General features: G+C 70.8%; 20 protein-coding genes. 8 read left to right on the forward strand and 12 right to left on the reverse strand.

The window, feature by feature from the left end; all coding sequences use genetic code 11:
- Positions 1-96 precede the first annotated feature (96 nt).
- The 4 genes from OU416_RS36240 to dut all read right to left on the reverse strand — a co-directional run bounded on the left by OU416_RS36240 (position 97) and on the right by dut (position 2,542).
- Positions 97-834, reverse strand: coding sequence for a DUF3159 domain-containing protein (locus OU416_RS36240; RefSeq protein ID WP_270931604.1), 738 nt, complete (start codon positions 832-834; stop codon positions 97-99).
- Positions 831-1,208 carry an OB-fold nucleic acid binding domain-containing protein gene (locus tag OU416_RS36245; RefSeq protein ID WP_093355104.1) on the reverse strand — a complete coding sequence of 126 codons (378 nt, stop codon included), beginning with the start codon at positions 1,206-1,208 and terminating at the stop codon, positions 831-833. Before OU416_RS36245 ends, OU416_RS36240 begins: the two co-directional genes overlap by 4 nt.
- Before the next feature lie 205 nt (positions 1,209-1,413).
- On the reverse strand, positions 1,414-2,046 hold the full coding sequence (locus tag OU416_RS36250) for a DUF3710 domain-containing protein (RefSeq protein ID WP_270931605.1): 633 nt from the start codon (positions 2,044-2,046) through the stop codon (positions 1,414-1,416).
- Positions 2,047-2,050: 4 nt separating this feature from the next.
- Positions 2,051-2,542 (reverse strand): dUTP diphosphatase, encoded by a 492-nt coding sequence (gene dut, locus OU416_RS36255; RefSeq protein WP_270931606.1) that lies wholly within the window; start codon positions 2,540-2,542, stop codon positions 2,051-2,053.
- A 24-nt stretch (positions 2,543-2,566) separates the two neighbouring features.
- On the opposite strand from dut, the gene OU416_RS36260 reads away from it, so the two are divergent.
- A complete protein-coding gene (locus OU416_RS36260; RefSeq protein WP_270931607.1) occupies positions 2,567-3,073 on the forward strand; it encodes a DUF3093 domain-containing protein in 507 nt (168 codons plus the stop codon).
- 85 nt (positions 3,074-3,158) lie between these two features.
- On the opposite strand, the gene OU416_RS36265 is transcribed toward OU416_RS36260, so the two are convergent.
- Positions 3,159-3,458, reverse strand: a complete 300-nt coding sequence (locus tag OU416_RS36265) for a DUF4193 domain-containing protein (protein ID WP_270931608.1) — start codon at positions 3,456-3,458, stop codon at positions 3,159-3,161.
- A gap of 461 nt (positions 3,459-3,919) precedes the next feature.
- Between OU416_RS36265 and cei the strand changes: the two genes are divergently transcribed.
- The gene (gene cei, locus OU416_RS36270) at positions 3,920-4,624 is read left to right on the forward strand and encodes an envelope integrity protein Cei (RefSeq protein WP_270931609.1); all 705 of its coding nucleotides are present in this window, start codon (positions 3,920-3,922) and stop codon (positions 4,622-4,624) included.
- A gap of 51 nt (positions 4,625-4,675) precedes the next feature.
- Here the strand turns inward: cei and OU416_RS36275 are convergent, their stop codons facing one another.
- The gene (locus tag OU416_RS36275) at positions 4,676-5,479 is read right to left on the reverse strand and encodes an inositol monophosphatase family protein (protein WP_270931610.1); all 804 of its coding nucleotides are present in this window, start codon (positions 5,477-5,479) and stop codon (positions 4,676-4,678) included.
- 87 nt (positions 5,480-5,566) lie between these two features.
- On the opposite strand from OU416_RS36275, the gene ppgK reads away from it, so the two are divergent.
- The 3 genes from ppgK to OU416_RS36290 all read left to right on the forward strand — a co-directional run bounded on the left by ppgK (position 5,567) and on the right by OU416_RS36290 (position 8,616).
- Complete coding sequence (gene ppgK / locus OU416_RS36280; protein ID WP_270931611.1) at positions 5,567-6,325, forward strand: polyphosphate--glucose phosphotransferase; 759 nt, start codon at positions 5,567-5,569, stop codon at positions 6,323-6,325.
- Between the two features lie 252 nt (positions 6,326-6,577).
- Entirely contained in the window at positions 6,578-7,963 is a 1,386-nt protein-coding gene (locus OU416_RS36285; protein ID WP_372907135.1) for an RNA polymerase sigma factor, read from the forward strand.
- A gap of 467 nt (positions 7,964-8,430) precedes the next feature.
- Complete coding sequence (locus tag OU416_RS36290; RefSeq protein WP_093157581.1) at positions 8,431-8,616, forward strand: DUF7455 domain-containing protein; 186 nt, start codon at positions 8,431-8,433, stop codon at positions 8,614-8,616.
- Positions 8,617-8,681: 65 nt separating this feature from the next.
- Here OU416_RS36290 and OU416_RS36295 read toward each other — a convergent pair whose 3' ends face one another.
- Both OU416_RS36295 and OU416_RS36300 read right to left on the reverse strand, forming a co-directional pair.
- A complete protein-coding gene (locus OU416_RS36295; protein ID WP_270931612.1) occupies positions 8,682-9,890 on the reverse strand; it encodes a cysteine desulfurase-like protein in 1,209 nt (402 codons plus the stop codon).
- Positions 9,891-9,986: 96 nt separating this feature from the next.
- Complete coding sequence (locus OU416_RS36300; RefSeq protein WP_270931613.1) at positions 9,987-10,799, reverse strand: TetR/AcrR family transcriptional regulator; 813 nt, start codon at positions 10,797-10,799, stop codon at positions 9,987-9,989.
- Positions 10,800-10,871: 72 nt separating this feature from the next.
- Between OU416_RS36300 and OU416_RS36305 the strand changes: the two genes are divergently transcribed.
- Positions 10,872-12,083, forward strand: a complete 1,212-nt coding sequence (locus OU416_RS36305) for an MFS transporter (protein ID WP_270931614.1) — start codon at positions 10,872-10,874, stop codon at positions 12,081-12,083.
- A gap of 3 nt (positions 12,084-12,086) precedes the next feature.
- Here the strand turns inward: OU416_RS36305 and OU416_RS36310 are convergent, their stop codons facing one another.
- Positions 12,087-13,862, reverse strand: a complete 1,776-nt coding sequence (locus OU416_RS36310) for a DEAD/DEAH box helicase (RefSeq protein ID WP_270931615.1) — start codon at positions 13,860-13,862, stop codon at positions 12,087-12,089.
- A 228-nt stretch (positions 13,863-14,090) separates the two neighbouring features.
- Between OU416_RS36310 and OU416_RS36315 the strand changes: the two genes are divergently transcribed.
- Positions 14,091-15,227, forward strand: coding sequence for a YihY/virulence factor BrkB family protein (locus tag OU416_RS36315; protein ID WP_372907136.1), 1,137 nt, complete (start codon positions 14,091-14,093; stop codon positions 15,225-15,227).
- Between the two features lie 38 nt (positions 15,228-15,265).
- On the opposite strand, the gene OU416_RS36320 is transcribed toward OU416_RS36315, so the two are convergent.
- Together OU416_RS36320 and OU416_RS36325 are read right to left on the reverse strand one after the other, a co-directional pair.
- Positions 15,266-15,514, reverse strand: a complete 249-nt coding sequence (locus tag OU416_RS36320) for a DUF3039 domain-containing protein (protein WP_093157479.1) — start codon at positions 15,512-15,514, stop codon at positions 15,266-15,268.
- A gap of 49 nt (positions 15,515-15,563) precedes the next feature.
- Entirely contained in the window at positions 15,564-15,890 is a 327-nt protein-coding gene (locus OU416_RS36325) for a DUF3099 domain-containing protein (RefSeq protein ID WP_270931617.1), read from the reverse strand.
- Positions 15,891-16,047: 157 nt separating this feature from the next.
- Between OU416_RS36325 and OU416_RS36330 the strand changes: the two genes are divergently transcribed.
- Positions 16,048-16,719 carry a lysophospholipid acyltransferase family protein gene (locus OU416_RS36330; protein WP_270931618.1) on the forward strand — a complete coding sequence of 224 codons (672 nt, stop codon included), beginning with the start codon at positions 16,048-16,050 and terminating at the stop codon, positions 16,717-16,719.
- A gap of 7 nt (positions 16,720-16,726) precedes the next feature.
- On the opposite strand, the gene OU416_RS36335 is transcribed toward OU416_RS36330, so the two are convergent.
- A complete protein-coding gene (locus tag OU416_RS36335) occupies positions 16,727-17,272 on the reverse strand; it encodes an RNA 2'-phosphotransferase (RefSeq protein WP_270931689.1) in 546 nt (181 codons plus the stop codon).
- Positions 17,273-17,289 lie beyond the last annotated feature (17 nt).

The raw sequence follows: 17,289 nt of genomic DNA on the forward strand, positions 1-17,289 counted from the left end.
CCCCCCCCCCGCCGACGATCCGCGCGAGTTCCCGTGAAACCGCAGAACCTCCCGACACGGCATCGGCGTGTCGGGAGGTTCCGGGAAGAAGTCGGTTCAGCCGACCGACGGGTTGGGGCGCACCGCGGGCGATTCCTCGGCGATGGCCCTCTCCTGCTCCGCGACCTTCGCCGCGCGCCGGATCGCCCACACCGTGACGATCAGCGCCAGGCCGGTCAGCGGGTAGCCCATCGCGATGCGGGCGAACGCCAGCCAGCCGGTCTGGTCGGCGTCGTAGAGCCACTGCTGCACCACGTACTTCGCGCCGAACACCGCGACCCACGCCAGCGTGGCCAGGTCGTACCCGCGCAGCGCGCGGCGCTGCTTGCGCCAGGAGAAGCCCAGCCCGTTCAGCGCCGACCAGGCGACGCCCACCAGCGGCCAGCGGGCCAGCACCGAGACCAGGAACAGCCCGCCGTAGATCAGGCTCGTCCAGATGCCCAGCAGGAAGAACCCCTTGGCGTCCCCGGAGCGGTAGGCGATGAACGAGCACACCGCCACCCCGATCACGCCGGAGACGGCCGGCTGCAGCGGCTCCTTGCGCACCATCCGGAAGATCGCGATGGCCACCGCCACCCCGATCGCCGACCAGATCGCCGGCATCAGGCTGGTGAAGGAGCTGACCAGCACGAAGACCACGATGGGCACCGCGGAGTAGGCCAGTCCGCTGACCCCGCCCATCTGCTCCAGCAAGGTGTTCTCGGCACCGGCGGCGCGCTGCTCGCCGGTGTCCGCCTGCTTCTCGGCCGCGTCCTGGGCGGAGAGCCCGGCGGCCGCTGCGTCGCGTTCGCTCATGCGGTGTTCTGCAACTCGTAGTAGGGGTTGTAAAGCACCTTGCGACCGTCGCGATCCGCGATCCGGCCACGGGCCTTGATGGTGCGGCCCGGTTCGATGCCCGCGATCCGGCGGCGGCCCAGCCACACCAGCGTGACGTCCTCGGTGCCGTCGAAGAGCTCGGCCTCCAGCGTCGGTGCCGACGCCTTGGGGCACAGCCCGACGCTGCGAACCCGGCCGAGCACCACGGCCTCCTGACCGCACTTGCAGTCGCTGGCCCGCTGAGCTCCGCCCGCCTGCGAACGCTCCGAGAGGTCGTCGGCGTCCAGCTCGGCGACGTCGCTGGTCAAGCGCCGCACGAGGCGACGCCAGTAGCCGCCCTCGCTCTTGCTCATTAGCGCTCCTGTGCGCCCTCGGGGCTCGACTCGCGCAGCCCGTGCACCACCAGCGTAGCGGCCGATCGGCGCAGGGTCGCGCCCCCGGCGCGTTTGAGAACATGATCGCTCGATCGGATCAACTCGACCGGGTCCGGCCGCCGATCACCCGCTCCCGGCGGAGGCTCGGACGTCGTCCCGCCACCGGGACGGCGTCCGAGTCCGGTCACTGCGCCGCCTGACCGTTGCCCTGGGCCTGCTGCGCCTGCTGGATGTGCCGCAGGATCGCCTCCGGCAGCTGGATGGGCAGCGGGGTGCGCACCGGCATCGGGTCGGTGCCGCGCACCACGATCGTCTCCTCGAGCACCGCGTACAGCAGCTTCGCGCACTCCTCGGCGGTCTCCGCGGGCCCGGCCGCGACCCCGCGCAGCAGCCAGCGCGGGCCGTCCACGCCGATGAACCGCAGCGCGGCCTTCGGCGAATCGGCCACCAGCTCCGCGCCCCAGTCACCGTCCTCGGTGTGCACCCGCGCGCCGTCCTTGCGCAGCTGCTCGGCGAGCTCACCGCTGACCTCGCGCCACAGGCCGTCGCTGCGCGGCGCGGCGAACGCGCTCACGGTCAGCCGGCCGACCGGGGTGACCACGTGCACCGCGCGCACCGGACCGGCCGGGTCCACCTCGACCTGCAGCTGACCGCCCTCGGGCACCGGCAACCGCACCGAGCCCAGGTCGAGGCGCTCCACCTCGTCCTGCGGCGCCTCGCTCTCGTCGAACGGCCCGCTCTCCGGGACGTCCTCCGCAGCCGACTCGTCAACCACCTCGTCGGCGCGCTTGCCCCGACCGCGGCCAAATCCGAACATCCCCTCAGCCCTCCGTCCTGTGACCGGCCTCGGTTCCCGAGACCGCCAGCACCTCGTGCCCGCCGGTGGAGCCGTAGCCCCCGGCGCCCCGCTGCGACGCTGGCAGCTCGTCGACCTCCTGGAACACCGCGTGCTCGACGCGCTGCACGACGAGCTGCGCGATCCGGTCGCCGCGCCGCAACGACAGCGAGTCTTCCCGATCATGGTTGATCAGGCAGACCTTGATCTCACCGCGGTACCCGGAATCGACCGTCCCCGGCGCGTTGACCACGCTCAGCCCGGCCCTGGCGGCCAGCCCGGAACGCGGGTGCACGAAACCGGCGTAGCCCTCGGGCAGCGCCAGCGCGATGCCGGTGCCCACCACCGCGCGTTCGCCGGGTTCGAGCACCACGTCGGTGGTCGTCACCAGGTCCGCACCGGCGTCGCCCGGCTTGGCGTAGGACGGCAGCGGCACATCGGGGTCAAGTCGGGTCAGCAGGACCTTCACGTTCGACACGGGCGGCGAGACTACCCTGAAGAGGTGTCGGAAAGCGTAGAAGCGGCCAGCACGACCGGTGACTTGCCCGGTCAGGCGAACTCGACGGAGCGCCCGGTGTTCCGGGAGCGGCTGTACGCGGCCTGGTGGTCCTGGCCGCTGCCGTTGATCGGCGCCGTGCTGATGGCCGCGCAGGTGCACATGGGCTACCCGGGCGTCCGGGCGTGGCTGCCGTACGCGGTGCTGGTGCCGCTGGCGATCGCCATCCCGCTGTGGCTGGGCCGGACCAAGGTCGAGGTCAACGGCGGCGAGCTGTGGGTGGGCGATGCCCACCTGCCGCTGCGGTTCGTCGACGAGGTCGAGATCATCACCCCGCAGGAGCAGCGCCGGGCGCTGGGACCGGACCTGGATCCGGCCGCGTTCATGGTGCACCGCTCCTCGATCCGCACCTCGGTGCGGATCTGGCTGGACGATCCGGACGACCCGACCCCGTACTGGGTGGTCAGCACCCGGCGGCCCGCGGAGCTCGTCGAGGCGCTGGGCAAGGGCTGACCGGGGCCGGGCGGTGGAAAGACAACTGGGCACACGCCCTGCGTGTGCCCAGCCACTCCCCGGTTTCGTCGACGTCCGCCCGAGCTCAGGCCGCGCAGTCGCGGCAGATCAGCTGGCCGTTCTTCGTCTCGGCCAGCCGGCTGCGGTGGTGGACGAGGAAGCAGCTCGAGCACGTGAACTCGTCCGCCTGCTTCGGGAGGACCTTGACGGTCATCTCCTCGCCGGACAGGTCCGCACCCGGGAGTTCGAAGTTCTCCTGGATCGCCCCTTCGTCCTCGTCGACGACGCCCGATTGCGCATCGTTGCGTCGCGCCTTCAGCTCCTCCAGCGAGTCCTCTGCCAAGTCCTCGGACTCCCGGCGCGGAGCGTCGTAGTCGGTCGCCATCCTGATTCACCCCTGCGTTTGTGGAGACTGCAATGGTGTGCCGCTGGTAAACGTTCCAGGACCAGGATTTGTGCCCGGCGGCGCAGTGATCGTGGTCTCGCCCTGCAACGTGTTCAGTTCCCCCGTTATGAGCGACTTGCCTCATCCGGCACTCCGTGAGGCGCCGAGAGGGTAGCTCATGGCGAATCCGCACATGCATCAGGTCACCCATAGGTGTGGTGTTCACTGCATCCGCGGCTTCCCGAAGATCAAACCGGTGCGGCCCCTCGGCGATGCCACCGGTTGCCCGTTCACCGGGCCCGCGATGCCGTGCGCTGGCGGTTCGCGCGGACCACATCGATTCAGCACCGGTGCGACGTCGGTCGCGACACAGCAAGGCCGTCCGGCACCGCACAGCGGCACTTCTGCGCATAGGCTTGATCGGAGTGCACGGATGAGGAGCTTCCAGGGAGGGGCGGGACGTGGCAGCCGTTGGTGCAAGGGGGGGACGACGAGCCGGGTACCGGCGCCGTCGGCCACTGCCCGCTCTGCTGGTGCTGGCCTGCCTCGTGGTGGCGGCCGGCTTCCTGTGGACCCGCGTCTTCGATTCCGTGCAGGACATCGAAACGGCCACCACCTGCAATCCGCCGACCCCGCCGACCGCCGCACCGGCCGCCGGCGAGGAGGTGCCCGAGCAGGTGCCGCTGGGCGAGATGCTCGCGCGCGACGCGCTGGACTCGACCGGCCCCATCCCGCCGCAGGACGTGCAGGTTCGGGTGCTCAACGGCAACGGGGAGAGCAGGCAGGCCACGCTGGTCAGCGACGAGCTGAGCAGCCTCGGCTTCGCCGAGGGCGGCGCGGACAACGACCCGGTCTACGTCAACTACGACCTGAAGTGCCACGGCCAGATCCGCTTCGGCGGCGCCGGGGTGAGCGCGGCGCGCACGCTGAGCCTGATCGCGCCGTGCGCGCAGCTGGTCCGCGACGAGCGGTCGGACGCCACCGTCGACTTCGCGCTGGGCTCGAAGTTCGACGACATCAAGACCACCTCGGCGGCCAAGCAGGTGCTCCAGGAGCTGGAGAACTGGGTGCCGCAGCGCGATCAGCAGGGCGGCGCGAACCAGGAGGTCACGCCGCCGAAGATCGACGAGGACCTGCTGACCAAGGCCCGCGACGTGCACTGCTGAGCGGCGTGGGCGCGGCCCGGCGTCCACCGGCCCGCGCGCACCACCCGCCGGTCAGACCCGGCCCGCGTCGGCCTCGTGGAGCGCGTCGGTGAGCGCCTCGGCGATGCCCGGCGTGGCGCAGACCAGCATCTCGTCGCCCAAGCCGTCCGCGCTGCCGCGCTCCGGCAGTCGCAGCCGGGCACCGGCCTCCTCGGCGATCAGGACGCCTGCCGCCCAGTCCCACCGCTTCAGGCCGACCTCGTACACGCCGTCCAGCCAGCCGGCGGCCACCGCGCACAGGTCCAGCGACGCCACCCCGGCGCGGCGGATGTCGCGGACCTGCCCCAGCACCCGGCTCACCACCGCGGCCTGCGCCTTGCGGCGGTCGACGTCGTAGGCGAAGCCGGTGCCGATCAACGCCAGGTCCAGCCGGTCGGCGGCCGAGACGCGCAGGCGCTGACCGTCCAGGAACGCGCCGTGCCCGGCGGCCGCGCTCCAGACCCGCCCGGAGGCCGGCTCGACGACCGCACCGGCCACCGAACGCCCGTCGAGCTGCGCGGCCAGCGACACCGAGTACCAGGGGAATCCGTACAGGTAGTTGACCGTGCCGTCGATCGGGTCGACGACCCAGCGCAGCCCTTCGAGCGCCCGCTCGCCGCCCTCCTCCTCGCCGAGCACCGACTCGCCGGGCCGCAACTCGGCCAGCCGCTCGCGGACCAAGCGCTCCACCGCGCGATCACCGGCCGTCACGACATCGGTTTCGGTACTCTTCGTGTCAACACCATCAGTGACTGCTTCGTCACGCACGGTGCGTGCCAGTTGTGCGGCTTCGCGCGCGATCTGCACCGCGACCTCGCGCAACGCCTTTGCATCCATCTCAGTTGCCAATCCCACGCCCACATCGCAACACAACCCGGTTAAGGTCTGCACACCTCGATCTGAATCGAATAGGAAGGATCGGCCATGGGGACTGCCCGCGGTTTCGGCGTGGATATCGGCGGGTCCGGCATCAAGGGATGTCCGGTCGACATCGAAGGCGGCGTGCTGGCCGAGGAGCGGATGCGGATTCCCACCCCGCAGCCGTCGACGCCGTCGGCGGTGGCCGATGCGGTGGCCGAGATCGTCGACAAGTTCTCCTGGACCGGGCCGGTCGGCGTCACGCTGCCCTGCGTCGTCAAGGACGGCACCGCGCTGACCGCGGCGAACATCGACAAGGGCTGGATCGGCACCGACGCGCAGGCGCTGTTCGCCGAGCGGCTCGGCCGCGCCCGCGAGGACGTCGTGGTGCTCAACGACGCCGACGCGGCCGGGATCGCCGAGATGCGCGTGGGCGCGGGTGCCGGGCACCGCGGGCTGGTCGTGGTGCTGACCTTCGGCACCGGCATCGGCAGCGCGATGTTCATCGACGGCCGGCTGGTGCCCAACACCGAGTTCGGCCACATCGAGGTCGACGGCCACGACGCGGAGACGCAGGCCGCGGCGTCGGTCAAGGACGAGCTGGACCTGTCGTACCCGGAGTGGGCCCCGCGGGTCACCCGCTACGTCCAGGCGCTGGAGCAGTTCCTGTGGCCGGACCTGATCATCGCCGGCGGCGGGGTCAGCAAGAAGGGTCACAAGTGGATTCCGCTGCTGGAGACGCGAACTCCGGTCGTCGCCGCCGCGCTGCGCAACGACGCGGGAATCGTCGGCGCCGCCACCGCTGCGACCAGCGGCAACGCCTGACCCGGCAGGCACCTAGCACACGATGGGGCGCGCGGACTCCGCCTTGCAGCGGAACCGCACCCCCGCATCGCAGTTACAATGGAACACGGCCCGCTCGGATCGAGGCCCTTCGACAAGGCGAAAACACCGATTTCACCTGGTGTTCTCCCCTTTCCGGAGGGACTGGAATCCGGTGGGTTGTTCCCCGACCTTTGGCGGCCGAGGTTTCGCGCCCTCCGGCCAGCCCTGATCGACCGTCGCGAAAGGGCGTACGTGGCAGCCGCAGAAACCGCAACCCGACGCTCCAGCTCCGCCGCAGCCGGCGGTGCCCAGTCCGAGTCGGGCCAGTCCCAGGCCACCCCAGCTTCGGAGGCGGCTGCTTCGTCCGAGCAGCCGAAGACCACCGCCGCGCGGAAGAGCACCAAGAGCTCGACGGGTGCGAAGTCGACGACCCGCAAGACCGCCACGAAGCCCGCGGCGGCCAAGAAGGGCGCCAAGGCCCCGGCCAAGAAGACGACCAAGTCGGCTTCGGCCAAGGGCAGCGGCGAGGGCATGGAGATCGACGAACCGATCGAGACCGACCTGACCTCCCCGGACGTCGGCGACCTGGCCGAGGTCGAAGTGGAGATCCCGGAGGAGCCGGTTCCGGACGAGGACTCCAAGGAGTCCGGTGACTTCGTCTGGGACGAGGAGGAGTCCGAGGCGCTGCGCCAGGCGCGCAAGGACGCCGAGCTGACCGCCTCCGCCGACTCGGTGCGCGCGTACCTGAAGCAGATCGGCAAGGTCGCGCTGCTCAACGCCGAGGAGGAGGTCGAGCTGGCCAAGCGCATCGAGGCCGGCCTCTACGGCGCCGAGCGCATCCGCCAGATCGAGGAGTCCGGCGAGCAGCTGACCACCCAGATGCGGCGCGACCTGCGCTGGATCGTGCGGGATGGTGAGCGCGCCAAGAACCACCTGCTGGAGGCCAACCTCCGGCTCGTGGTCAGCCTCGCCAAGCGCTACACCGGCCGCGGCATGGCGTTCCTGGACCTGATCCAGGAGGGCAACCTGGGCCTGATCCGCGCGGTGGAGAAGTTCGACTACACCAAGGGCTACAAGTTCTCCACGTACGCCACCTGGTGGATCCGGCAGGCCATCACCCGCGCCATGGCCGACCAGGCCCGCACCATCCGCATCCCGGTGCACATGGTCGAGGTCATCAACAAGCTCGGCCGCATCCAGCGCGAGCTGCTCCAGGACCTGGGCCGCGAGCCCACGCCCGAGGAGCTCGCCAAGGAAATGGACATCACCCCGGAGAAGGTGCTGGAGATCCAGCAGTACGCCCGGGAGCCGATTTCCCTGGACCAGACGATCGGCGACGAGGGCGACAGCCAGCTCGGCGACTTCATCGAGGACTCCGAGGCCGTGGTCGCGGTCGACGCGGTGTCGTTCACGCTGCTGCAGGACCAGCTGCAGTCGGTGCTGGCGACGCTGTCCGAGCGCGAGGCGGGCGTGGTCCGGCTGCGCTTCGGCCTCACCGACGGCCAGCCGCGGACGCTGGACGAGATCGGCCAGGTCTACGGCGTGACCCGCGAGCGGATCCGGCAGATCGAGTCGAAGACGATGTCGAAGCTGCGCCACCCGTCGCGCTCCCAGGTGCTCCGCGACTACCTGGACTGAGCGGCAGAACCCGACGAGGGCCGTCGACCACCCGGTCGACGGCCCTCGCTGCTGTTCGACGTCAGCTCGAGGCGTCCATTCGGCGGCTCGGGCGGTCCGCCTGGTGGGATTCGCTGTTCGCTTCCAGCGGAAACGGCGTTCGCCGGACACCGCCCGTTCTGTGATCTGAGACACCGAATGTCCGGAATCAGATCAACTCCGGACTCCGCGAAGATTCCGGCCGCTTCGACATTTTCCCTAGTCACAAGGGTTTTCGCGGATTTGATCACGTTCCGCGCACGACGCTGCTGCAACCGGGTGCTTCATGGTGACGACCGTCGCCGGTCGGCGCGGGAACACTGACTACGGCTCAAGCGTCTGGAAGAGTGGAGCCACGAGCACCGACCCCGCAGCCAGTGGGCCACCGGTGGTCGTAGCAGGATCGAGGGCGTCGGATCTTTCCGACGCCGGGACGGAGGGAGATCACTATGCCGGGAACGCTCACCCGCCCCGAGCTGACCGCCGCCGACCGCTGCGACCGCTGCGGGGCCGCTGCCAAGCTTCGCGCCGTATTGCCATCCGGTGGGGAGCTTCTGTTCTGCGGGCACCACGCCCGCGCGTACGAGGCCGGGCTGCGCGACGTGCAGGCCGACCTCCAGCAGGACGAGCAGTAAACACCCGTAAGACGAGACGACCGTGCCCCCGCAGGCTTCCTGCGGGGGCACGGTCCTTTTCCGGCTCACGTCAGGTCGGCGAGGGCTTCGAGGAGGCGGCGGACGTCGGACTCGTCGGTGTAGTGCGACAGGCTCGCGCGCACCCCGCCCTGCGGGCCGATGCCGAGCGCGTGCACCGCCTCCCAGGCGTAGGAATGGCCGTGGGAGACGTTGAGGCCCCGTTCTGCCAGCCGTTCGGCCACCTGCCGGGGTTCCGCGCCGGGAATCCCGAAGAACGCCGTAGGAGTGCACCGGCCTCGCGGAGCGCCGTAGCGCACCACGCCGTCCAGCGCCGCGATGCCGTCGAACAGCACGCCGGCGAGTGCTTCCTCGTGGGCGAGCACCGCGCGCCGGGAGACCGCCAGGCGGTCGGCGCGGCTGCCGTCGGCATCGGAGTCCAGCCCGGCCAGGTGCTCCACCGCCGCCACGACTCCGGCCATGGCGGCGAACGGGTTGGTGCCGAGCTCGAAGCGGTCCGGTGAGGTGTCCGGCGACGGTTTGAGCTTGTCCGGGTGCAGGTTCTCCAGCGACCACGGATCCCCCGCGACCACCGCGGCCAGGTGCGGTCCCGCCCACTTGTAGGCGCTGGTCGCGTAGAAGTCGGCGCCCAGCTCCGCGAGCCGCACGTGCGCGTGCGGGCAGTGCTGCACGCCGTCGACGTAGGAGAGCGCGCCCACCTGGCGGGCCCGGCCGGTGATCGTCCGCAGGTCGGGCATGGTGCCCAGCACGTTCGACGCCGCGGTGACCGCGACCAGCTTGGTGCGCTCGCCGATGAGGTCGGTGACGCGCTGCGCGGGCAGCTCGCCGGTCGCCGGGTCCAGCTCCGCCACCCGCACCGTCGCGCCCGCGCGCTGCGCGTGCTGGATCCACGGCCGGACGTTGGCGTCGTGGTCCAGCTGGGTCACCACGACCTCGTCGCCGGGCCGCCAGCCGTCGGCCAGCACCGCGGCGAACCGGTAGGTCAGCGCGGTCATGCTCGGGCCGAACACGACGCCGGCCGGATCGGGCGCCCCGACCAGGTCGGCCACCGCCGCACGCGCCTCGGCGACGATCCCGCCGGCCCGGCGGCTGGAGGCGTACGGGCCGCCCACGTTCGACATCCCGACCCGATAGGCGTCGGTGACGGCATCGATCACCGGCTGCGGCACCTGGGTGCCTGCCGCTCCGTCCAGCCACGCCCTGCCGTCGGCCAGCGCCGGGTACTGCGCCCGGACCTTCTCCACGTCGAAAGCCATGGCCCCGACCCTAGGAGACCGGACGGGTCGGCAGAACCGCTCGCGCTGCGCCGTTCGGGGCGGGTTGCGGTTCCGGAGGGGACCAAGCCCAGGTGGTCAGTCGGCCACCCCGCTCCGACCGCCTGCCAACGCGCGCAGCACGAGCGGCCTGGACATCAGGCCGTGGACGCGTTGGGCGAGCTGGTTGGCGCTGGCTCCGGAGTCGTGCTCCGCCCGCAACGCATCGACGAGCTCCGCCCGAGCGAGGTCCGCGGCTGCGAGCGCTGCGCGGAGCTGCTCGGCAGCCTCGTCCACGCGTGATGGCGAGGAGTCGGTCAATCCCTTGACCGGTGATGTCTGGTCAACACCTTGACCACCAGGTGACCCTTCGACGTGCGCGCGGGCGAAGGTCGCCAGGAACCCCCGCAGAGCTCCGTCGTCCTCCCCCAGCAGCAGCTCGGCCACCTGCGGCACCGCGTGGGGCCAGCTCGCCACGCCGCACAGGGTGAGCAGCGCACGTGCGACTTCAGGACCCGGCTCGCACCCGAGGAGCCGGGCGAGGGATTCCATCCGCTTGCGGTAGTGCTCCGCATGGCGCCGATCCGGCCGACCACGCCCGCGCAACCCCTCCCAGAGCAGCAACCTCAGCATCTGAGGGTGTTCCCGGTGGTAGTCGTACAGGTTGATCACGTAGTCACCGACGTCCCGCGCGGGCAGCGCGACCGTCTCGTCGAACTCGTCCAGCACCTCGGCCATCACCGCGTCGAACAGCCCGTCCTTGCTGCCGAAGTGCTTGTAGAGCCGTTCCTTGTTGACCCCGGCCTGGTCGGCGATGCGATCGACCCGCGCACCGGCCACGCCGTGTTCGGCGAACTCCTCGCGGGCCGCGACGAGCAGCGCCTTCCTGGTGCCTGCTGAACTCCGTGCCACGCGATCACCTTAGCACCCAACAAGCCAACCAGTTGGTTTGCATTGAGGGCCGCGAACGAATACGGTCCCGCCATGGCAACAACTGCTCCACAGGTCGTCGGCAACTCCACCGGGCCGACATCGACCTCCTCCGTCCAGCACGCGCCGCTGGGCCGCAGCCTGGTGGTGTTCGTGCTGACCGCCCTGCTGGCCACCGGCCAGATGTACGCGGTGATCCCGCTGATGGGCGAAATGGCATCCGAGTGGAACGTCGACACCGCATCGATGACCTGGCTGGTCAGCGCATTCGGCTTCGGCTACGCCGGTGGTTTCGTGCTCTTCGGGCCGCTGGCCGATCGCTGCGGCCACCGGCGGATCGTCGTGGCGGGCGTGCTGGCCGCCGCACTCGCGACCGCCCTGGTGGCCACCGTCCCGGGAATCGCAGCGGCGATCGCCGCACGGGTGCTCCAAGGCCTCATGATCGCCGCGTTCCCGCCGTGCGTCCTGGCCTACATCGCCGAGCGCTCGGCACCGCAGCACCGCACGGTGAAGACCACCGCGGTCACCACGGCGTTCCTGGCCTCGGCCGTGGTCGCCCAGATCGCCGCCCAGCTCATCGCGGATGCGCTCGGCTGGCGGATGGTGTTCACCGCAGGTGCGCTGGCCTTCGCCGTCATGGCACTCGCGCTGCGCACCGCGATGCTGCCCGATCGGCCCGCGCCCAACAGCTCACCGCTGGACGCGTACCGGGCCGTCCCCGCGCTGCTACGCAGTCCTCGCCTCCGGTTGCTCTACGCCGCCACGCCCGCCGTGTTCGGCTCGTTCGTCGCCGTCTACACCGGGCTCCAGCTCACCGGCATCGCCGGGAGCCCCCAGGCGCTGCTGACGCTGCGAGCGAGTGCGCTGCCGGTGATGCTGGCGATCCCGTTCCTGACCCCGTGGCTGCGGCGGATCACCAGCGCGTTCCGGATCGCGCTCGCCCTGCTGCTCGCCGCCGTGGTCAACCTGTTGACCGCGCTGCTGGCACCCGGCACCGCCTGGCTCTCGATCCTGCTCATGGCGTTCGTCGCGGGCATCGCCATCGCCGCACCGGCGATGATCGAAACCGTCGGGGCGCGCGCCGACCGAGCCCGCTCCACGGCGATCTCGCTGTCGACGTTCTGGTTCTTCGTCGGCGCCGGCCTCGGCCCGCTGCTCGCAGGAGCTCTGACCGGCTACGGCTTCAGCACGCTGCTGCACGTGCTCGCGGCCGCGCTGGCCGGCGGTGCGGTCCTGGTCCTGATCACCGCACGCCGGCACGCCTGAGCGTCACCAGGAGCGGAGGGTGGCGATGCGCTCTTCGAGCTGCTCGATCGTGGCCATCGCGGTCGGCGGGCCGCCGCAGGACTTCTGCAGCTCGTTGTAGATCTTGCCGTGCGGCTTGCGGGTCCGGTGGTGGTGCAGCGAGACCAGGGTGTTCAGCTCCTTGCGGAGCTTCTGCAACCGCTCCTGGACGCTCTGCGGCTTGGCGTTCGCGCGCTGCTCGGCCTGCTCGGCGGCCTTGGCCGCCTTCGCGTCGGCCTCCCGCTTGGCGACGTCGTCGAGCTGCTGGGACTGCCGCTGCCGCAGCAGCGCCCGCACCTGGTCGGGTTCCAGCAGACCAGGCAGACCGAGGTAGTCCTGCTCCTCCTCGGAGGTGCTGAAGGCCGCGGTGCCGAACGACGAGCCGTCGTAGATCACCTGGTCCAGCTCGGCCTCGGCGCCCAGCGAGGTGAACGCCTTCTCCTCCTCGCCGGGCTCGTCCTCCTTGCGGTTGGCCTGGGCGAGCAGCTCGTCGTCCCAGCCGTCCTTCTCCCGGTGCGGCTTGCCCAGCACGTGGTCGCGCTGGGTCTCCAGCTGGCTGGCCAGCTCCAGCAGCACCGGCACGCTCGGCAGGAAGACGCTGGCCGTCTCCCCCGGCCGCCGCGACCGCACGAAGCGGCCGATGGCCTGCGCGAAGAACAGCGGGGTCGAGGCGCTGGTGGCGTACACGCCGACGGCCAGCCGCGGCACGTCGACGCCTTCGCTGACCATCCGGACCGCGACCATCCACCGGTCGTCGGACTCGGAGAACTCGGCGATCCGCCCGGACGCCTGCGGGTCGTCGGAGAGCACCACCACCGGCTCGGTGCCGGTGATCTGCAGCAATGCCTTGGCGTAGGCCTTGGCGGTGACGTGGTCGGTGGCGATCACCAGACCGCCGGCGTCGGGCATGCCGCCCTTGCGCAGCTGCGCCAACCGCGTGTCCGCGGCCCGCAGCACCGCCGGGATCCAGTCGCCCGACGGGTCCAGGGCGGTGCGCCAGGCCCGGGCGGTCTGCTCGGCCGTCAGCGGCTCGCCGAGGCGGGCGCTGAACTCGTCGCCCGCACTGGTGCGCCACCGGGCCTCACCGGAGTAGGCCAGGAAGACCACCGGCCGGACCACGCCGTCGTTGAGCGCGTCGGAGTAGCCGTAGGAGTGGTCGGGGCGGCTGCGCAGCGAGCCGTCGGCGTCGGGCTCGTAGCCGATGAACGGGATCGGCGAGTCGTCGCTGCGGAACGGCGTACCGGTCAGCGACAGCCGCCGCACGGCGGGCGTGAAGGCCTCCCGGATCGCATCGCCCCAGGACTTCGCGTCACCGGCGTGGTGCACCTCGTCGAGGATCACCAGCGTCTTGCGGCGCTCGGTGCGCACCCGGTGCAGGGCCTCGTGCGCCGCGACCTGCGCGTAGGTGACGACGACGCCCTGGTAGTCGCTGGAGGTGATGCCGTCGGCGTTGCGGAAGTTCGGGTCCAGCGCGATGCCCGCGCCGGCGGCCGCTAACGCCCACTGGTGCTTCAGGTGCTCGGTCGGCGCGACGACGGTCACCGCCTCGACCGTGCGGTCGGCCAGCAGCTCCGCGGCGATCCGGAGTCCGAAGGTGGTCTTGCCCGCGCCCGGCGTCGCCACGGCCAGGAAGTCCTGCGGCCTGGTCGACAGGTACTTGGTGAGCGCTCTGCGCTGCCACGCGCGGAGCGGTCGGGAAGCAGTCTGCGGGGCTTCGCTGAGCACTGATCGGACGGGATTGTCGAGTTGCGCTTCGGACACGCCGGCTCGCCGCTCCTTCCTGGGTCTCCCCTACCTGAATGGCGAGGGCGAGTCGCTGCACCGCCCTGCGAACGCCCACTCCGTCATCGGTCGACTCGCTGCGGGCCGCCGTGCAGCTTACCTCCGCGCTTCGATCTCCACCGGCAAGGCCGTGGAGACGAATGCGACACACCGTTTTTCCGGGTCGACGCTCACCGCCGGGACCGATGCAGCATCCTTATGGGTGCCATGGGTTCGCCGAGTTCGCCAGACAGCCGGGGGCGCAGTGCAGCCGCCGCACCACGGGACGCCCCGGTGCGACGAGGGCCACTGCGCCTGATCGCGCGCACCCTGGACAAGGCGTGGTGGGACAACATCTTCTCCGAGTCGGCGGCCGCCGCCTTCTGGCAGACGCTGTCCATGCCGCCGCTGCTGCTCGGGCTGCTGGGCAGCCTGGGCTTCCTCGGGGACTGGTTCGGCCCGTCGGTCGTCGACGCGGTGCACGACAAGATCCTGGCCTTCTCCCGCACCGTGTTCACGGAGAACGTGGTGCGGGAGATCATCGGCCCGACGGTGGGCGACATCCTGACCAAGGGCAAGGGCGAGATCGTCTCGGTGGGCTTCCTGCTGTCGCTGTGGGCGGGTTCGTCGGCGCTGGCGTCGCTGGTCGACTCGATCACCATGGCCTACAACCAGTACCTGGTGCGCAACAGTGTGTGGCAGCGGATCTTCGCGCTGCTGCTGTACCTGGTGTGCCTGGTGCTGGCGGTGTTCGGGCTGCCGGTGATCGCGCTCGGCCCGGACTGGCTGCCGACGGTGTTCCCGCGGGACTACCAGGACGACATCGCCTGGCTGATCCAGATCTTCTACTACCCGGCGACCGCGCTCGGGCTGGTCGTCGCGCTGGCCACGCTGTACAAGGTGGCGGTGCCGCGGAAGCTGCCCTGGCACCGCGGGCTGCCCGGCGCGCTGCTGGCGATGGTGCTGTTCCTGTGCTCGAGCATCGGCCTGCGGCTCTACATCACGTGGGTGACCGGCACCGGCTACACCTACGGCGCGCTGGCCACCCCGATCGCGTTCCTGCTGTTCGCGTTCTTCATCGGCTTGGCGATCATCATGGGCGCGCAGTTCAACAACGCGATCCAGGAGATGTACCCGGCGAAGATGACCCGCCGGGAGCGGCGCCGGTGGCGGCGGCTGGAGATGCGGCGCCTCGAACAGCGCATGCACACCGAAGAGGGCTACCGGGCGTGGCGCAACGGCCAGGCGGAGGACACCGCGCCGGAAGAGCGCGAGGAGCCGGTCGACGACGCGGCGGCGCTACCGCGCAACGGCGTGCCGCTGCCGGAACCGCCGCACAAGCAGACCGAACCGCGCGGTGGCTGAGGGGCTGCCCGGGGCCACCGCGCGGTCGCGGCGCGGAGTCAGTCCTTGCCGCCGGGCGGCAGCGAGTTGAAGATCTCCTTGCAGTCCGGGCAGACCGGCGAACCCGGCTTCGGCGACTTGGTGACGGGGAACACCTCACCGCACAGCGCCACCACGTGCGTGCCCATGACCGCGCTCTCGGCGATCTTGTCCTTCTGCACGTAGTGGAACATCTCCGGACGGTCGTCACTGGTCTGATCAGTGGTCTCGGTCCGGGTATCGGTCTCCGGCAGCGTCATCGTGCTCATGTCCCAATGATGCCGCACGACCGGCTGGGGCGGTTCCGCCCCGCGCCGGTCAGTTCTCGATGACCTGGTGCTCGCGCGATTCCAGCGCTCGGTGCGAGTGCCGGAACCGGTTCACCTTCTCGCTCCTGCGCACCGGCCGGTCGTTGGCGATGAGCACCGCCATCCACGGCAGCGGGATCGAGATGGCCAGGATGACCAGTGACAACCACCACAGGTACGGCCACATCTGGAACACCACGGCCGCCAGCACCAGGCACGGAACCCGGCTGGCCATCATGATCGCGTACTTGCGGCGACGCAGCGCCTGCTGATCGTCCAAGGACGGCTGGGCCTCGGTGATCAGCACCGGGGAGTCGTCACGATGTGAGCTGTTCACGACGCCACCTCCACTTCCATGCTCCCACTCGATCGCCGCCGCCAACACCCTGGGGGCCGCGCGGAGTTCGGGGCTCCGGCTCCGAGGTTGACCGGCAGGACGCACGCGCGAAACCTCGACCGGTTAGATTCGGACGGGATCAATTCGTGGAGGTCGAATGCTGTACGCGGTGAGCAAGCGGGTCGTCGGCGCGGTGGCGCGGACGATCTACCGGCCGACTGTGATCGACGCGGACAAGGTGCCGACCACCGGTCCGGTGATCCTGGCGCCGAACCACCTCGCCGTGCTCGACAGCTTCATCGTCCCGCTGGTGCTGCCCCGCCCGGTCGCGTTCCTGGCCAAGGCCGAGTACTTCACGGGCTCCGGTCCCAAGGGCGCGCTGATGAAGTGGCTGTTCAGCACCTGGGGCGCGATCCCGGTGGACCGGGGCAAGGGGCGCGCCGCGAAGGAGTCGCTGGAAGCCGCGGAGAAGGTGCTGCGCGACGGTGGCGCGTTCGGCATCCACCCGGAGGGCACCCGCTCCCCCGACGGCCGCCTGTACCGGGGCCGCACCGGCGTCGCGCGGCTCGCGCTGAGCACCGGCGCACCGGTCGTGCCGGTGGCGCTGACCGGCACCGACAAGCTCCAGCCGCGCGGCAAGAAGATCCCGCGCCTGCACCCGGTCTCGGTGCGCTTCGGCGACCCGCTGGACTTCAACCGCTACTCGGGGCTGGACAGCTCGCTGCCGGTGCTGCGGTCGATCACCGACGAGATCATGTACGCCATCGCCGAGCTCTCCGACCAGGAGTACGTCGACCGCTACCAGCGCCCCGGCGCGGCGGCGGCCTGAGCTGCGCTCACGGGGTCCGGAAGTTGATGAAGGACGGTGCGACGTGCGCCGTCAGCCAGACCCCGTTCGCGCTGACCCGGAACTCGTGCCCGGCCTCGTGCATCGCACCTGCCCGCACCGCCAGGATCACCGGTCGGCCGCGACGCGCACCCACCCGCTGCGCGGTCTCGCGGTCGGTGGAGAGGTGGACGTGCTGGCGGCCCATCGGCCGCAACCCCTCCTGCATGATCGCGGCGAGGTTGCGGCCGACGGTGCCGTGGAACAGCAACGCGGGCGGCTCGGCGACCGGCAGGCCGAGGTCGACCGGGACCGAGTGCCCCTGGCTGGCCCGGATCCGGTCACCGTCGATGACGTAGCGCTGCTTGTCGTTGCTCGCGACGACCTCGGCCAGTTCCGCCCGCGAGATCGGGAACCGGTGCGCGGCAGCGGCGGCCAGCAGCACCTCGACGTCCACCCAGCCGTTCGCGTCGAGCTCGACGCCGATCCGCTCCGGCTGGTGCCTCAGGTGCTTGGCCAGGTACTTCGAGATCCGCACATTCCGCCGCTCGTCCATCACGGGCCAACGCTAGC

The organism is Saccharopolyspora indica (assembly GCF_027853965.1).
Lineage (GTDB): Bacteria > Actinomycetota > Actinomycetes > Mycobacteriales > Pseudonocardiaceae > Saccharopolyspora > Saccharopolyspora indica.

Coding starts and splice junctions, on each gene's coding strand:
- OU416_RS36265 (WP_270931608.1), bottom strand. CDS start 3,458: ATGGCGACCGACTACGACGCTCCGCGCCGGGAGTCCGAGGACTTGGCA.
- OU416_RS36295 (WP_270931612.1), bottom strand. CDS start 9,890: ATGGCTTTCGACGTGGAGAAGGTCCGGGCGCAGTACCCGGCGCTGGCC.
- OU416_RS36275 (WP_270931610.1), bottom strand. CDS start 5,479: ATGGATGCAAAGGCGTTGCGCGAGGTCGCGGTGCAGATCGCGCGCGAA.
- OU416_RS36250 (WP_270931605.1), bottom strand. CDS start 2,046: ATGTTCGGATTTGGCCGCGGTCGGGGCAAGCGCGCCGACGAGGTGGTT.
- OU416_RS36245 (WP_093355104.1), bottom strand. CDS start 1,208: ATGAGCAAGAGCGAGGGCGGCTACTGGCGTCGCCTCGTGCGGCGCTTG.
- OU416_RS36320 (WP_093157479.1), bottom strand. CDS start 15,514: ATGAGCACGATGACGCTGCCGGAGACCGATACCCGGACCGAGACCACT.
- ppgK (WP_270931611.1), top strand. CDS start 5,567: ATGGGGACTGCCCGCGGTTTCGGCGTGGATATCGGCGGGTCCGGCATC.
- OU416_RS36335 (WP_270931689.1), bottom strand. CDS start 17,272: ATGGACGAGCGGCGGAATGTGCGGATCTCGAAGTACCTGGCCAAGCAC.
- OU416_RS36330 (WP_270931618.1), top strand. CDS start 16,048: ATGCTGTACGCGGTGAGCAAGCGGGTCGTCGGCGCGGTGGCGCGGACG.
- OU416_RS36305 (WP_270931614.1), top strand. CDS start 10,872: ATGGCAACAACTGCTCCACAGGTCGTCGGCAACTCCACCGGGCCGACA.
- OU416_RS36290 (WP_093157581.1), top strand. CDS start 8,431: ATGCCGGGAACGCTCACCCGCCCCGAGCTGACCGCCGCCGACCGCTGC.
- OU416_RS36315 (WP_372907136.1), top strand. CDS start 14,091: ATGGGTTCGCCGAGTTCGCCAGACAGCCGGGGGCGCAGTGCAGCCGCC.
- OU416_RS36240 (WP_270931604.1), bottom strand. CDS start 834: ATGAGCGAACGCGACGCAGCGGCCGCCGGGCTCTCCGCCCAGGACGCG.